The 17,478-nt window shown below is 41.8% G+C and carries 10 protein-coding genes; 1 reads left to right on the top strand and 9 read right to left on the bottom strand.

What is annotated here, in order from left to right; translation table 11 throughout:
- Positions 1-2,388, bottom strand: coding sequence for a phenylalanine--tRNA ligase subunit beta (gene pheT / locus C2869_RS13900; RefSeq protein ID WP_108603511.1), 2,388 nt, complete (start codon positions 2,386-2,388; stop codon positions 1-3).
- A 15-nt stretch (positions 2,389-2,403) separates the two neighbouring features.
- Positions 2,404-3,384, bottom strand: a complete 981-nt coding sequence (gene pheS, locus C2869_RS13895) for a phenylalanine--tRNA ligase subunit alpha (protein WP_108603510.1) — start codon at positions 3,382-3,384, stop codon at positions 2,404-2,406.
- A gap of 281 nt (positions 3,385-3,665) precedes the next feature.
- Here pheS and C2869_RS13890 point away from each other — a divergent pair, with 281 nt between their 5' ends.
- Entirely contained in the window at positions 3,666-4,268 is a 603-nt protein-coding gene (locus tag C2869_RS13890) for a 3'-5' exonuclease (protein WP_228710668.1), read from the top strand.
- An 8-nt stretch (positions 4,269-4,276) separates the two neighbouring features.
- On the opposite strand, the gene pbpC is transcribed toward C2869_RS13890, so the two are convergent.
- From pbpC to folC, 7 genes are all read right to left on the bottom strand, one after another.
- Complete coding sequence (pbpC, locus tag C2869_RS13885; protein ID WP_108603509.1) at positions 4,277-6,565, bottom strand: penicillin-binding protein 1C; 2,289 nt, start codon at positions 6,563-6,565, stop codon at positions 4,277-4,279.
- A 5-nt stretch (positions 6,566-6,570) separates the two neighbouring features.
- The gene (locus C2869_RS13880) at positions 6,571-11,391 is read right to left on the bottom strand and encodes an alpha-2-macroglobulin family protein (protein WP_159084175.1); all 4,821 of its coding nucleotides are present in this window, start codon (positions 11,389-11,391) and stop codon (positions 6,571-6,573) included.
- Positions 11,392-11,630: 239 nt separating this feature from the next.
- Positions 11,631-12,758: a ribonuclease D gene (gene rnd / locus C2869_RS13875; RefSeq protein ID WP_108603507.1), complete on the bottom strand. Its 1,128-nt coding sequence runs from the start codon at positions 12,756-12,758 to the stop codon at positions 11,631-11,633.
- 575 nt (positions 12,759-13,333) lie between these two features.
- Positions 13,334-14,845 carry an amidophosphoribosyltransferase gene (gene purF, locus C2869_RS13870; protein WP_108603506.1) on the bottom strand — a complete coding sequence of 504 codons (1,512 nt, stop codon included), beginning with the start codon at positions 14,843-14,845 and terminating at the stop codon, positions 13,334-13,336.
- A 14-nt stretch (positions 14,846-14,859) separates the two neighbouring features.
- A complete protein-coding gene (locus tag C2869_RS13865; RefSeq protein WP_108603505.1) occupies positions 14,860-15,357 on the bottom strand; it encodes a CvpA family protein in 498 nt (165 codons plus the stop codon).
- 158 nt (positions 15,358-15,515) lie between these two features.
- A complete protein-coding gene (locus C2869_RS13860; protein ID WP_108603504.1) occupies positions 15,516-16,208 on the bottom strand; it encodes an SPOR domain-containing protein in 693 nt (230 codons plus the stop codon).
- Positions 16,205-17,473: a bifunctional tetrahydrofolate synthase/dihydrofolate synthase gene (gene folC / locus C2869_RS13855; protein WP_108603503.1), complete on the bottom strand. Its 1,269-nt coding sequence runs from the start codon at positions 17,471-17,473 to the stop codon at positions 16,205-16,207. The genes C2869_RS13860 and folC overlap by 4 nt, the downstream gene beginning before the upstream one ends.
- Between the last annotated feature and the right edge of the window lie 5 nt (positions 17,474-17,478).

Below are 17,478 nucleotides of genomic sequence, written 5' to 3'. Positions count from 1 at the left end.
CTAATCTCTCAACTTTGCATCAAATTGTTGTTGGACACTGTCGACCACCGCGTCTACCAACGCAGTAATGTCTTTATCTTCCAAGGTACGTTCAACGTTTTGAATAGTTAAAGCAACCGCTAAGCTCTTATCACCATCATCAACGCCTTGTCCTTGGTATACATCGAACAAGTTTAGGTCAACTAAGTCAGTTCCGCCAACTTTTTTAATTAATTCAAGCACTTCGCCAGATTTTACTTCATTTTTGACAATAAAAGCTAGATCACGGCGATTTGCAGGGAATTTTGACACAGCAGTCGCTTGAGGAATTCGGCTGTCCAACAGTGTTGCTAGCTCAATTTCAAACAAGAAAGCTTTACCCTTTAAACCAATCGGTTTATTAGCTTGAGGATGAATAGCACCAACAAAACCAATACGTTTACCATGACGATAAATTGCCGCTGATTGTCCTGGGTGCAACGCACTATGTGTTTCAGCTTTAAACTCGAAGCTAGCCAAGTCTGATGTTAATGCTAGTAACGCCTCAACATCGGCTTTAACATCGTAAAAATCCACACCCGTCGTCTCTAACGTCCAATGTTCACCAGAGCGTGTCCCCGTTATTACACCGCCAATTACAGGTACTTGTTCAACACCGTTTTCAGCTTCCTTATTAGGCACAAACTTCAAGCCTGATTCAAACAAGCGAACACGAGGCTGTTGACGATTTTGGTTATAAACAACCGAACTTAACAAACCAGGCCAAGTGCCTAAACGCATAGCTGACATGTCAGCCGAAATTGGGTTAGGCAAGGTTAAAAATTCTTGGTTTGGGTATAACGCTGTTTGGATTTTAGGATCAACAAAGCTGTAGGTTATGGCTTCCTGATAACCACGTGTCACAAGTACGCGACGTAACTTATCTAAAGAAATTTTAGCTTCTTTATGTTTAGCCATGGTCAACTTAGCTTGCGGTGCCACATTAGGAATATTGTTGTAACCATAAACGCGCGCAACTTCTTCAATTAAGTCGACTTCAATTGATATATCGAAACGATAGCTCGGTACGGTGACTTGCCACGCATCATCTTTAGCTTCAACCGCTAAACCAAGACGTTCTAAAATCTCGGTAACTTCATCAACTGCAAGCTCGACACCTAACACGCGATTTAGCCTTGCTTGGCGTAATGTAACGACAGGCGCTACAGGTAAGTTTTGCTCTGATACAGCTTCAACGACATCAGCCGCTTCCCCACCAACAATATCCAATAACAATTGAGTGGCACGCTCAATCGCTTTAGCCTGCAATGTATAATCAACACCACGTTCAAAACGATGAGATGAGTCAGTGTGCAAACCATACTGACGAGCGATCCCTTTAATTGCATCAGGAGCAAAAAACGCACTTTCTAATAAGATATCGGTCGTTTCACTGGTCACGCCAGAATCTTGACCACCGAATATCCCTGCCATAGCAAGTGGTTTACTGTCATCGGCAATCACTAGCGTATTGTCTTTCAGTGTCACTTCATTGCCATCAAGCAAAGTCAGTTTTTCACCAGCTTGCGCTTTGCGAACCTGAATACCGCCGTCAATTTTACTCAAATCGAAAGCGTGCATCGGTTGACCTAATTCAAGTAAAACATAATTAGTAACATCAACCACAGGATCGATTGAACGAATACCACTGCGGCGTAGTTTCTCAACCATCCACAATGGTGTAGCGGCTTTAACATTAACATTTTTAATAACACGGCCTAGGTATCGAGGACAGGAGTCTGCATCAAGCAAAGAAACTGCAACTTTTGCATCAATACTCGGAGCAACCGCATTAATTTGTGGCTCGGTCACATCTAGGCGGTTTAACACGCCCACTTCGCGAGCTAAACCTCGAATACCAAGGCAATCTGAGCGGTTTGGCGTTAAGTCGACTTCAATGGCTTTGTCATCCAGTTTTAAGAATTGGCGAATATCTGAACCTAGTTCAGCATCCAGTGGCAATTCCATAATACCTGGTGCTTCGTCGGCCATGCCCAACTCAGCTTCTGAGCACAACATGCCAAATGAAGGCACGCCACGTAGTTTGGCTTTTTTGATTTTGAAGTCGCCCGGTAAAACCGCGCCGACTTTAGCTACAGCAACTTTTAAGCCTAAGCGACAGTTTTTAGCACCACAAACAATGTCGAGTAACTCATCTTCACCAACATTGATTTTTGTCACTTGCAATTTGTCGGCATCAGGGTGTGGACCACATTCAACGACTTCACCAACAACCACGCCACTAAAAGGCTTGGCTACGTCAGCTACGTCATCAACCTCTAAACCAGACATGGTGATTTGTTCAACTAATTCTTCACTGGTAATGGCAGGGTTTACCCACTCGCGTAACCAAGCTTCGCTAAATTTCATTTTTATATCCCCTGCTTACTTGAACTGCTTGATGAATCTAAGATCATTTTCGAAGAAGGCGCGCAAATCGTTTACACCATAACGCAACATAGTTAAACGCTCGACACCCATACCAAATGCAAAGCCTGTATATTCTTCTGGGTCAATGCCGACACCACGTAATACATTAGGATGCACCATGCCACAGCCTAGAACTTCTAACCATTTGCCATTTTTGCCCATCACATCCACTTCGGCTGACGGTTCCGTAAACGGGAAAAAAGAAGGTCGAAAACGGATCTGTAAATCTTCTTCAAAAAAGTTATGCAGGAAATCGTGTAAAATACCCTTTAACTCAGTAAAACTAACATTTTTATCTACCATCAAACCTTCAACCTGATGAAACATCGGCGTATGGGTTTGATCATAATCATTACGGTAAACACGACCTGGTGAAATGATACGCAGTGGCGGTTGTTCCGCTTCCATAGTACGGATTTGTACCCCAGAGGTTTGAGTACGTAAAACCAATTTAGGGTTAAAATAAAACGTATCGTGATCAGCTCGTGCAGGATGATTATCAGGGATGTTTAATGCATCAAAGTTATGCCAGTCATCTTCAATTTCAGGGCCGGTACGCACCTGAAAACCTAGTTCACCAAAAAAGGTTTGAATACGCTCGATTGTGCGAGTTACAGGATGCAAGCCACCTACGTCAGCTCCTCGTCCCGGCAAGGTCACATCAATGGTTTCTTCAGCTAGTTTCGCATTTAACTCAGCTTGTTGCATTGCTGATTTTTTATCGTTAATCAAACCTTGAACTGCTTGTTTAGCTTGGTTTATTGCTTGTCCCGCTTTTGGCTTTTCTTCCGGTGGAAGTTTACCTAACTCGCGCATTTGTAGGGTTAGCTCACCCTTTTTACCTAAATACTGAACGCGAATGTCGTCCAACACAGCGAGATCATCGGCTGACTCAACTGCTTGTTTGGCGCTAGCCACAATAGCGTCTAAATTCATTCGAAAAATACCTAAACAGAAAATTTTATTTTTGGTTGCCTCGCCAACTTTTTTAACAAAAAGTCAGCCAAACAAAATGATTCGGATAGTGGGCGGCGATTGTACAATAAGTCACAAGCTAATCTAAGCTAAATATTTAGCTTTTAACGTAATTTTAGCGGTTTGAACCGCATGAATACTCAATCTATCGCAATTTATGAAATTTTCTGGCGGTTTGAGGATCTTAGTCTATAGTCAAATTTACACGTCGCCCAATACGGACAAGTTGTTGAAGGATTAATATGTACAGCCAAGCCAGTTCCCCTGTTGTCTCAGAACCCAACCAAGAACCAACAAACCGCATTCTTGTCTCAGAGCCAACGACTCGGGATCAATTTATCAACAGACCCGCAATTATGGATATCGAAGCATCGGGTTTAGGATCGAGCAGCTACCCAATAGAAATTGGTTTAGTTTTACCCAATAACGATAAATATTGCAGTTTAATCCACCCATGCCAAGACTGGCACCACTGGGACCAACAGGCAGAGCGAACGCATGGCATTAGTCGCGAACTACTGACCAAACAAGGACGCCATCCAAGAGACATAGCGTTAGAGCTCAATAGCTTACTCGATAATTTAACCCTGTATAGCGATGGCTGGGTTGTTGATAGCACTTGGTTAAAACAACTTTACTACGCTGCTGGTATTACGCCCAGCTTTAGACTGAGTCCTATCGAAACCATTTTATCTGAAAAACAGATGAATAGTTGGCACAAAACCAAGCAACTAGTGACAAGCGAACTCAATCTAAAACGTCACCGAGCATCAAACGACGCTATTATAATTCAGGAAACCTTTGCTCGAACTCGCAATAACGAAAGGCATATCCAACTTAGTTAATCTCTTAATTAATCAAGTGTAAAAACCACTTTATCACTGCGGCCTAACCTGTCTCTAACAACCAACTGATACTGGCCTGCAGCTGTCAGTTGTATTTCATCGGCTTGTGGCAAGTATTCTCCGTTTAAAAACCAAAACAAATCCGTATTGTGCTGATTGGCTTGTAAAGTTATCGCCATAGGTAAACTTTTGTCTCGTCTAACCAAAATACTGTCTGGTTTTATGGACAAAATTTGTAAACGCGAGTTTGTTACATGATGGCTAACACAGCTCGGTGACAATGCCGGTAAGCGAAATTGCCTTTGCCAACGTTCATCGACCCAAGCCTCAAGCGCTATAGGATAGAAACTCATTTCTATTTTGCGAGCATCTTTACTGGCACAAGATTGCAAAGAGCGTGAGCCATCGGGTTCTAACCAGATGGCCTGACTTAAGCTTTGGGCGTTTTCCACTAAATGAGAACTTAAAGTGGGTGGCGCAACATCATCCAGTAGCCAAGTTGGGTACGCTTGATGGCATTGACTAGGATCAGTTAAGCGAGTACCTAATGGCCAACATATGGTTTGGCGATTAACATTATTAGGTTTGTTAGGGATAGTTTGGCTATCTAATTGTTCTGCAATTTGCAAAAAGAAAGGTAAAGCATTCTGACTGCCGGTATTATTAAAAACAGGCTTGGCATCGGGGCGTCCTAACCAAACCCCAATGATGTAATCCCCTTTAAAGCCGATTACCCAAGCATCTCGATAGCCGTAACTGGTTCCTGTTTTCCAGCCAATACTGGATGTTGCATAGCCGTCTCGTTCTGTTACATGCTGCCATCCTTGATATTGTTGACGCAAAATATTTTGCATTATCCAAGCCGAACCAGGGTTAAGTAAAAAACGCCTTTGCATCGGTTGTTCGGTACTAAATCTAGGCTTTACCGCAACGCCTTGATTAATAAAAGCAGAATACAATAAGACTAAGCTTTCTAACTGAGTACCGACACCGCCTAATACTAAAGAATGATTAGCTGTCGCCAACTCAGGCCAAATAAGGTCAGCGCCGGCATTGTGTAAACGGGCGGTTAATGCATACACAGATGAGTGATTGATAACTTGTAAAACGGGAATATTCAAACTTTCCAGTACAGCTTGCTTAACACTCACCGGCCCTTTAAAACCTTGATTAAAATTAGTCGGTCGATACAGCCCTTTTACGATAGGCACATCTTGCAATAGGCTCATTTCATGGATTAACCCTTGCTCCATCGCATGAGCGTAGACAAAAGGTTTTAAGGTCGAACCCGGTGAGCGTGTAGCCGTAACCATATCGACCTGCCCTTGACGACGTGCAGAATGAAAATCAGCCGAACCGATATAAGCTTTAACTTCACCAGTGGGAGCATGCATAACTATGGTCGACAATGACATTTCATCCGAAATTGATTGTACATACGCTTTAGCTTGATAGGCCAAACGCTGCTGTAATTCACGATCAATAAAGGTTTGATATAGGCCCTTATGACTTGCCTGATGCAATCGCCGACTCAAAATAGGTGCTATTTGCGGTAAGGGGTAATACTCTCCATAAACAGGAATTTGTTTAAGCTGGTCAACGTCTATTTGCGGCCATACCTTAAAATCTGCCATACGTTGCAATAGTTTATTTCTGGCTAACTTTGCGACTTCAGGATGGAGATCAGGGCGATAACGTGTGGGTGATTGCGGTAGTACCGCCAATAATGCCGCTTCGGCTTGAGTTAAATCGCTGGCAGGTTTGTCAAAATAAGTTAAACTGGCCGCTTGAACGCCCTGCAAAGTGCCGCCAAACGGCGCTATATTCAAATAAATGGTGAGAATTTGTTGCTTGCTAAAATGCCACTCTAATTGCAGCGCGCGTAATATTTGATAAAGCTTACCACTGACACTGCGTTTATTAGGGTGCAATAATCTAGCGACCTGCATGGTAATCGTTGAGCCACCCGATACGACTTCTCCATAATAAGCAGCTTGGGCTAGCGCTCTTATCATCGAGATGGGGTTAACCCCAGGGTGATAGTAAAAATAACGGTCTTCGTAAGTAAATAAGGCTTGAAGATAATCAGGATGAACCTGCTGAGGTGTAATAGGAAACCGCCAAACACCTTGTTTATTGGCAAACGCGCGCAACAAGCGCCCGTCTTTATCCAACACCACGCTGGCATTATCAGTTTGATAACTTAAATCAAGTGGGAATAGCCTATCTAAAGCGGCGAGCAATAAACTCACCGCTAATAATACGATGGCCCATTTTTTTAAGTATCTACTTTGCAAGGCTGTTAATCCGCGACAATTTCAATTTGTTGTTCGCTTGAGCCTATCGCCTTAATATCAGGCTGATACATAGATTCAACTATAGACGGCGGCAGAATATATTGACCCACCGTAACCGCTTGCACCACGTAAAAAATTTCAGTCGCGCGATACTTGGAAACGTTAATAGCCGCAACAAATCTATCATCTAAACTGCTTTGATAATCAATCGCCCCTTTACTCATTAAAGCCTGAATTGATTTTCCAGCTAATTTTAACGATTGTAAATCAACCAGTTGATTAAGCTCGGCGTTTTCAATTTCAAAGCCCGCGGGTAGCAAGTCCACTAGCATTAAATCTCGCAGCACTTGATCTGCAGAAACTGATAAGCGAACAATAAAACGATCACCACTGGTTATTTTGTCAGTCGCTATATTCATGGGCTTGCCATCAATAGAATAAAAAACACGTGTTACATCAACGCCTTGACTAATAGGTTTGGGAGGATTCAAAGGGTAACCTTGAGTAATACGCGTGACATACAAATCTTGATTCGATTGATTGAGTAATTGACTACCGGCGATCGACATCCCATCTAACCGATAAAAGGCGCTACTTTCGTCAGGCCCTGTGAACTGTTGACCTGCTACCGATAATTGGTAATTAAATTGTCCGGAAAAATGCTCGGCTAGTGCAATATCCGCGAGTACCAAAGCCAAGCGTTCTTGTGTGCTGAACCAAGTTCGACCTTGCACTCCATTCCATAAATTAAATGCCAAGCGTTGCGCCCAACCTTTATCCAAATCATGTTGCAGTAACAAATTGATGGTCGCTGCTTTATCACGAGTAACACTTGAGTAATCACTGGCGTAGCGATTGTTAAAGCGCTTGTTTTTTGCAGCACGCAACATATCTCGGCTTTGCCGACTATCCCCCATTAATTTAAATGCCGCAGCTAGTTGGATCATGGCGTAAGGTGAATTGGCATTATCTTTGAGTTTTGTCAGTTTACGCATATGACCTAAGTTCGCTTTATTTAACTTAGCCAACACATAGGCTGCGTAACTGCGTGTCGCAAAACGATAATGCGGTATATCACCATAGCCATCAAATATAGAACCACCGCGTAAATATTGCGCTAACTTTTTATACAAAACAGTTAACCTATCTTCCGCTACGAAGTAACCCGCTTGTTGAGCTGTAATCAAAATGTCTGTTGCGTAAACCGTTAACCATGCGTGTTCAGCACCATTACGCCATAAACTTAACGCCCCTGTTCCTGTCCCCATGCTGAGTATTCTATCCACACCACTAGTCACCACCTCGTCGACATTAAGGTCTTTAATAAAACTTTGTAATTGATGACGCTGATTTGGCGGTAAAGCAAGCCAAGGGTACAAACGACTACTGGTTTGTTCGAGACAGCCTAAAGGAAAACGATATAAACGAGAAACCTGTTCACTTAAATTGAATTCTGGGCGTTGCGCCAAACTAATACTAGATTCAATATCGGGTTGCCAGTCTTTAGGCCTTAACTCAAATTGGTGCTGTTGCTTGGCTGCTAGCGTGAAACTCTCGCTATAGCGTTCTGCTGGATAAGCATAGCGAATGCTGATTGGCCAATTACGATCAATCCGTAACGGCTCACTGATATTTGCTCGTTCATTGTTACTCAAGCTGGTGACAAGTAAACCGATATGTGCGTTATCCGTAAATTGATTTGCTCTGACGTTTAACTGCAAAACTCGCTTTTCGTTTGCACCAAGCGAAACAGTTTGTTTCACAGGTTCAGCTTGTAGATCGGTTGCGGTTAAGTTAACCCGTAAATCCATTTTCTTGTCGGTCATATTAGTCATATCTAAACTGATTTGCGCACTATCACCAACGGCTAAAAATCTTGGCATGCCTATTTGCGTTACCAACTTATCTGCCACTGTTATTTGACTGTCTGCAGCGCCATATTGCTCATCATTAAACGCAACAGCCATTAACCTTAGGCGACCATTAAAATAAGGAATAGGTAATGAAATTGCAGCTTGCTGGGTTTGATCTAACGCGACAGGTGGTGAAATATAAGAAACAATTTGCACTTGTGCCCGAGCTTGCTTACCACCGTGTGCTAACTCTGCTCCCCCACCCCATAAAATATCTGCATTTGCATAACGATTAGGTTGAATAATACGGCTAAAATTATCTCGTATTTCAACCTCATAGGCGCGTTGACCAAAATAGAAAGAGTCCGGACTTGGCGTTTTAAAATCGTGTAAATTTAAAATTCCCACGTCTACTGCTGCCACCACCACTTTGGTATTTTGTGTAGCGTTGGGAACAGTCACATTAACCACAACATTTTGTTCAGGTTCAATCTTAGCTGGAGCGGTTAATTGCACCTCTAACTGACGGGCGCTTCTATCTAGTACAAGATGCTGTACACCGATTGCTCGGCGTAAACCTTGCCCATCTTGAGCTGGCGCTATTTGATAAACACTCAAATAAACATTATGTTGTTGCCAATCTCCAATCGGGACCTCAAGTTGATTCTCTCCTTTTACTAAAGCAACACTGTTTTGCCACAGCAATTGATCGGACTCAATTTTAACCTGAGCGTGACCTGCATAGGGCGAAAACACTTTGACTTGTGCTCGTTCGCCTTGTTTATACATAGCTTTATCAAAAGCGATCTTGATTTGATCAGGACGAATATCATTGCCATTATCAGCGGCCCATCGTCGATACCAACCTTGGCCTGCGGTAAAAAATAAGCTTGATTTACGCCCATCGGTTTTGGACGTTACCAGTAATTGATATTTACCCCATTCTACAGGTACGGAAATATCTAGCGGGGCAGTTTTATTTAACACTAAGGATTTTTGCCAAACGGGGTAAGTCTGTTTGGTTTCGGTTCGTTCCCAAGCGCCGTGGCGACCGCGTTGCCATGAGTATTCAATGTGGTGACGGATCACTTCAACATTAATTTCATCGTCAACTAATTCACCTTGATTATCCGCGCGGATCAATGAAAAGTTTGCTTGGCTATTTTGTTCAGCAGTCAGTTTTTCAAACGCAGGTTTTATACCCAGCATGGTGTTGTGAGGCCACCAAATTTGCTGGAACTTATCTGTTACCTTGCGCCCTGCCGATTCATAAACATTAACATAACCGGTAAGTTGCAACGCACTCTGGTATTTACGCCATATGTTTTTTAAATAGAAAGTATGTGCGCCATCTCCGTCTAACAGCGCTTTAGCTAGTGATGCCTTTTTCAACACACCTAATTTTTCAACTTGGCCAAAATAATAACCAGATTGATTGGCAAGCGCTTGATTTGTCGTTTGTAAAATGACATGGCCATCCACTTTATTGCCACTAGCTGGGGCACCATATAGGTATTTACCAAACATAGCTTGCTGCCCTTCGCCAAACTGAGGTAACCATTCAAGCGGTTGAACAAACTCCATCTCTAAGCGCTCAGGCATAAAGTCTTCAACTTGAAACACATGTTTAAAAACCTGCTTACCAAACTTAAATTGCAAACGATAGGGGCCAGTTATTGCATCTTCGGCAATTTTATAAGTAAAGTGGTAATGAGAGTCGCTAGGGTTCAACGTTCGCGTGGATAGGGTTTTACCATTGGGAGCGATAATATTTAATTCAATTGGCACATCCCCAACAGGCATACCGTCTTGATTGCGTAATAAAGCATAATAATCAATTTGCTCTGCACGACGATAGAGATCACGCGCCCCCCAAACAAATAAATCATAGGGCTGCGATTGTCTGCCTTGGACGGAAAAATCGCGTAAATCAAGTTGTTGGCTGCTAGTCAAAGCTAAAACATTAAATTCATTACCCTGTGCAACTGCGACTAGGCGCACATCTTTATGGTGTGCAATACTGACCTGACCAAACTGGTTGGTTGTTAAGCTATTGCCAATTTTTTCGCCTTTGCCATCAAGCACTTCAACCGCTACACCGACTTTAGGCTGGCCCGTGTTTTGGTTAAATAAAGTGACTAGGTGTTCGTTTTTATATTTTCGGGCTTCAATGCCTATTTGGCTAACATTAAAGTAGGCTGTGTCATAACGTTGGTACTGACCTGGTACGCGCATAACGGCCAAGTAAATACCCGGTTCATGCAATGCTTCAGCACTTTGGGTTGACAATACAAACCTTTGTTTTTGATTGCGTTTACCTTTAGTTTGATATTTACGAGAAAACGCAAGTTTTGCATGTTTAATTAAATTGTCTATTCGATAACTCGACGTATTAGCGGTTGCTTTACGAATGACGCTATTCAGATACTGCTGTGGAGCAATACGATAAAAATCGACATCCACGTAATCAACATTCACTGCGAGAATAGGTAACCCTTCACTCATTGCCGGATTTAAAATAGCGCCACTGTGAATAAAACTGGCTCCTGGTTCAATTTTTGGTGTTTTGATTGTTTTGTGAAGTGCTGTATCTAGGCTAATGCCATCTGCCGACTTGATATGTTGTGATACCGTTAATTCATACTGAGTACTGGCTTGTACGTTAGGAAAATAAGCATTAGTACCTAACGCATCAATTATCCAACCTCCGGCGACTAAACCGAGAATATTGCTTAATTCAAAATAATCTGCTAAATCTTGTTGACCGTCTATTGGCTTAGAAAACCCCACCCATATCGCAGGACTGCCTTGGTATTCTTTATAACCTGAACCAACAATAAAAAATTGTTCTATATGATCAAACTGCCGTAGAGAGGCTGATGTTCCTTGGTCATTTTGCAGCGATTCAGCACTCACTAAGTGACTTAGTATTAAAGCCAAAAGACTCACAAACAAACGAATAGACATTCGCATTGTAATTTTCCTATTGTTATAAATTTTCCTTAAAGTTGGCGGATTATGACTGAAAAAAAAGGCATATGCCAAGCAAAGGATTTTAAGAATGAATAGCCCATGAAGGCTCACCATTAAAGATAAGACAACGTAAGCAACTAGGATTTAGTGAGTGAAGCGTGGAGAACAAAGCTAAGCCATTAACTTTGTTCTATTTGCAGTGTAGCTTAAATTACCGAGTAGCGGCAATAATAAAAGAGTTATTGCTCGCAGAGCACAATATCTAACAAAGCTTGATTAACTAATTGACCGCGCCAGCCAACAGCCAGCTCAGGTTGTTTTTCTTGGCTCCAAGGTAACAACTGCCAATGATACGCAATAAACTGATTAATTTGCCGCTTAGAAGCAAGTAGCTCAATACTCACATCATTTGCATCAGCTATAGATTGCAGTTTGGCTTTCGCCTGAGCGTAAATCGTCTTATATCTGGGTTGTTCTGATAGACGCTTAACCTTTTCTGGACATTGACTAATGTCTAACGACTTAGCCCGTTTAATGCATTCCAACATGGCTTTTCCATGTTTGCGGATCTCCATAGGATGGATACCCGGAATATTCTTCATGCTATTGAGACTCGTCGGTTGTCTTTGAGCCAATAAAACTAAACTGCGTTCATTCACTACAAAATTAACCGCTAAATCACGGGTTAATGCCTGATTCAGTCGCCATTCAACGAGCTCTTTTAGTACCGCTAACTGACGAGAAGTTAATTGCCAATTTGATTTAATGTCGCGCCAAGCCAATTCTGCATTTAGAGGCTCATACTTTTTATTAATGATGGCATCCACGTCATTAATCACTAATTCAGATTTATCTGATAAGCTTTGCTGTTGCTGCTGATAAACATCTAGTAACCAACGCACATCATCAGCTGCATAGCTTAATTGCGCTTCAGCTAATGGTCGTTGTAACCAATCTGTTCTAGCATGACCTTTATCTAATTTAACTTGGCAATAACGCTCAACCAATACCGCTAGGCCTAATGCGGTAGTACCTGAACAAAACGCTTCGGCTATTTGTGTATCAAAAAAGCCTGCTAATTGGCTGTTAAGTGCCGATTTAAACACTTCAATATCTTCACTACACGAATGAATAACTTTAATAATATTCGCATTACTTAAAATAGCATTGAACGCTTGCCAATCTGTCATGGGTAACGGGTCAATTAGATACAGTTGTTGACCACAATTAATTTGAATTAACCCCAACTTAGGAAAATAAGTTCGTTGGCGGACAAATTCAGTGTCTATGGCAATAACTTGACGTTGAGCGAGTTCAGCGCAGAGCGCATCGAGTTGTGATTGGCTTTCAATCCGTTTAAATGACATACCGTTTCTTTTAATTAACTGCTTAGTTAGCTGTTATGAATAAAGTGGGCGTTATAACAACGCCGCGCATTGCTAATTCGCTACAATAATGCGCTACAATTTTGATCAAATAGGGTCGTAGCTGTTTATATGTTCTACTTGTTCCTTAACGCTTTTTTCTTAACATTGAACAGGGCTAATACCTTAACTTAAAAGCTTTGAACAGTTGAATTTATAACCATTTGCTAAATTGTAGGGTCGATTTTACATCGACAAACCTTGTGTTAGCCGAAATAAATTCGGCCCTACAAATTCAGTCCAACAATGGAACGGGTCTTTAATATCGCTCGCTTAAAACGCCTACTTTTGGTGCCTGCAAGATAGCAGGTACCTAGGATTTGTCGGGAACAAAATCCTGTGCGTCGGATTTAAAGCCCTTGACGAAGCAGCAGCTTCGACCTACAAACCAAGCCTGTAGCAGATCCGCTACTATTGTAACCAATTACAACTTGGGTATTTATAGCGGCTTTCTATAAGCAAGAATAAAAAAGGCCACAGGGTATTACCGTGTGGCCTTATATTCATTTTACTGCCAATTAGTTGATGTTATGAATATCTAAACTGGCCGTTTGATTTTGATTCTCTTGCGCTTTTGCTGAATCATTACGGATATTATCAAGACGATCAAGATACTCTTGCGTAACATCACCCGTAATATAATTACCATCAAAAACAGACGTTTCAAATTTACTGATAGTTTCGTTGCCGGTTTTAACCGCCACAACTAAATCTTCAATATCTTGGAAAATAAGACCATCCGCTTTGATCATCTCGCATACTTCTTCAACATCACGCCCGTAAGCAATCAACTCATTTGGCGTTGGCATATCAATGCCATATACGTTAGGGAAGCGAATTTCTGGTGCGGCAGATGCAAAATAGACTTTTTTCGCGCCGGCTTCACGAGCCATTTCGATAATTTGCTCAGATGTTGTACCACGCACAATTGAGTCATCAACCAATAAAACATTCTTGCCTTTAAACTCGCTAGCAATCGCATTTAACTTACGACGTACTGATTTACGACGCTGTTGTTGACCCGGCATAATAAAGGTACGACCGATATAGCGGTTTTTAACATAGCCTTGGCGATATGGAATATTTAGTGTACTGGCAATTTCAAGGGCGATATCACACGACGTTTCAGGAATAGGAATAACAACATCAATATCAAGATGATCCCATACACGCTTAATTTTTTGCCCTAATTTTTTGCCCATTTGTACGCGAGCATCGTAAACAGAAATGCCATCAATTGCAGAATCAGGTCGCGCAAAATAAACATATTCGAAGATACAAGGCACTAATTTAGCTTCATCTGAACACTGTTCACTATATAACTGACCATCTTCGGTAATATAAACAGCTTCACCTGGTGCTACATCGCGCACAAAACTAAAGCCCACGGCATCCAACGCAACACTTTCAGAAGCAACCATGTACTCCATGCCTTGTTCTGCTTCACGCTGCCCTAATACCAAAGGACGTACACCGTTAATATCACGAAACGCTACCAAGCCATAGCCAACAATCGCTGCAACTACCGCATAAGCACCACGGGCTTTTTTGTGTACAGCTTTAACTGCGGTAAATACGTTTTCAGGTTGAAGATCCATATCTGCTGATTCACATATTTGGTGAGCAAATAAGTTCATTAACAACTCAGAGTCAGAAGACGTATTAACATGACGACGTGCTTCACTTTTCAGCTCTGCCCGTAAATCTTCAGCATTGGTTAAGTTACCATTATGCGCTAAAGAAATACCAAAAGGAGAATTGGTATAAAACGGTTGAGCTTCAGCTGAAGTACTAGAACCTGCTGTAGGATAGCGAACATGCCCTATCCCCCAGTTGCCCGCCAAGCGGAACATATGTTTTTGTTCAAAAACATCGCGTACTAAGCCATTAGCCTTACGCAGTTTGAACATACCATTGTTGATTGTCATTATGCCTGCTGCATCTTGACCACGATGCTGTAACACAGTTAATGCATCGTACAAATATTGGTTTACGGGAGAATGAGAAACAATTCCAACCACACCACACATGAGTAAATTACCTCTTATACAGGCTTGACGTCATTTAAAAAACTGGATGAGTTTTTAAGGTACTCAAAAAACCATTCAATCACGACTTTAAACTCTGGGATCAATATCGACTGTTGCCACCACTCAGACTGCCCTGCCGGAGTGAACGCGTCTAAAAAGAATAGTACAGCCGATACAATTAACACACCTCGCAAACCACCAAAAACTAGGCCAAGCATCCGGTCGGTTCCTGACAAGCCTGATTTTTGTACAAGTAATCCAACAAGATAATTGATTAATGAACCCACCACTATCGTGGCAACAAACAAAGCTGCAATAGCAATTGCGTTACGAAGTGTAGGTTCCTGAACCTGAGTAATGAAAACGGCGAGGTCTTGATGAAATTGACTAGCAACAAAAAACGCAGACGCCCAAATAGCCAATGAAAGTGCTTCTTTTACAAAGCCTCTTATCAAGCTAACTAAAGTCGATAGCGCTATAACACCAATAATGGCGTAATCAATCCAAACCATTGCTCAGTCAATCAGAGTTTTAACGAACGTTGTCGTGTCGAAAATGCGGGCGAATTCTAACAGATGCCCAATGTATTGCCTAACAAAAATAAAAAAACTTGGAAAATCAGATGATTCCAAGTCATACAAACAAGTTATAAATAACGGACTTGCCAGCGCTAATTAGCCGGCGTATAGACAGCTAACTTACCACTAAGATTCGTCAGCTTTTTCAATGCAGGAATGGCAGACTCTAATTTAGTTTTATCTAAATCTGGCCCAACAAATACCTTAGTTAAGGTACCAGACTGAGTCTCTATTGGCTTAGTAAACACCAAATATCCTTCGCGCTTTAAATTACTGACTAAACTTTCAACATTCTTTTTATGTTTAAAACTACCCAATTGCACTACCCATGCAGGCTTATTATATTGGGTTGTTTCTGGTGATTTTTCAGGCAGTTTGGCCTGCTCGTCTGCGACATTAATGACTAATGTATCGGCTTCTTTGTTACGGTTACTAGCAACCACATCACCTAAAGGCTCAGAATGACTTTCTGGCGACAAACCGGTCTTAGCGTCTTTTAATACAGGCTCTTGTTCAAGGTTGCTGTCATTTGGCGTGTTGCTAGTCAATTGATCATCAATGGCCTGCTCATCACTTAACGATGATTTAGGCATCATTTCATCAAATTCTTGTTGCGGGAAAATAACCGTACTATCTGGTAAATCATATGAAGGAGCTGGCGGGATCTGTTGAAAAGTGTCTTTATATGTCTGCTTCTTGCCATCCAACAGCTCAGGTAAAAATATAACCATTAACGCGACAAACACTATGGTGCCAACTAAACGATTTTGAAAGGAACGACTCACGGTTCAATAACCCTGCTATTTTGATTTTCCAACGCTAAAATATCAGAAACGACTAAAAAAGAGCCAAAGACTAAAATTATATCCTGGGGTGACGCTTTGTCCCGCGCGGCCTGATACGCTTGAACCACGCTATCATGAGCAGACGAAGATATACCCTGTGGTAAAAATTGCTGTAAATCTGCCGCTTTGGAGCCTCTTGGCCCCGATGTCGAACACAGATACCAGTGAGCAAAACAATCTGCAAAAACCTGCACGGTTTCTTCTACTGCTTTATCCTTTAATATACCGACAACAGCATAAACCTTAGCTTGAGGTTTGTTAACCAAGTACGCATTAAGCTGTTGTTTAATATATTCTGCCGCCTGTACGTTATGGCCTACATCAAGAATAACATCAGGTGAACGAGCAATAACCTGCCAACGCCCTGCTAAACTGAAACTTGATAAAGCTTGCTGCAATAGCTTTTTATCAAGAACAATATTTAATTTATTTAATGCAGCTAAGACAGTCGCGGCATTTTGTAGTGGCATGTGAGGCACAGGTAAATCAGAAAACGATTTGTCCGCCATGGTAAATTGCCAAACATCATTACTTTTCTGCCACTGATAATCGGTTAACGCGCAGGTTAAATCAACTTTTTGTTCATTAGCATGATCAAGTAAAGACTGCGGAGGTTCTAGATCGCCACATATAGCTAAACCTGAATGACGCATAATCCCAGCTTTTTCAAAACCAATTTTCTCTCGGGTATTACCTAACCAATCCATATGATCTAATGCCACCGTAGTCACAATAGCGAGGTCATTATCAACAATATTGGTTGCATCTAAACGGCCGCCTAAACCGACTTCTAGGATAACAAAATCGGGTTGTGCTTGTGCCAACAAAACTAAAGCCGCTAACGTACCCATTTCAAAGTAAGTTAAACTGATGTCACCACGGGCTTGTTCAACACATTCAAATGCTTGACAATGTTCCAGCTCGCTAAACCATTGATTATTCAGGGTCACTCGCTCACGATAATCGTTCATGTGAGGAGAGTTATAACAACCAACTTGATAACCGTGATGAGTCAAGACATGCTGTAATAAGCCACAAGTTGTACCTTTACCGTTGGTACCACCAACTAAAATTACCTGACTATTTGATAAATTCAGGTTTAAGCTTTGGTAAACACGCTTAATACGCTCAAGGCCAAGTTCGATATTGGCTGGATGGATGGATTCGAGATGGGACAGCCAAGCTGCTATGGAATTAAAACGCATAGCAG

It is taken from the genome of Saccharobesus litoralis, from assembly GCF_003063625.1.
Classification (GTDB): Bacteria; Pseudomonadota; Gammaproteobacteria; order Enterobacterales; family Alteromonadaceae; genus Saccharobesus; species Saccharobesus litoralis.
The sequence above is the reverse complement of the archived record's forward strand: the minus strand, read 5'-3'. Positions and strand labels throughout refer to the sequence as shown.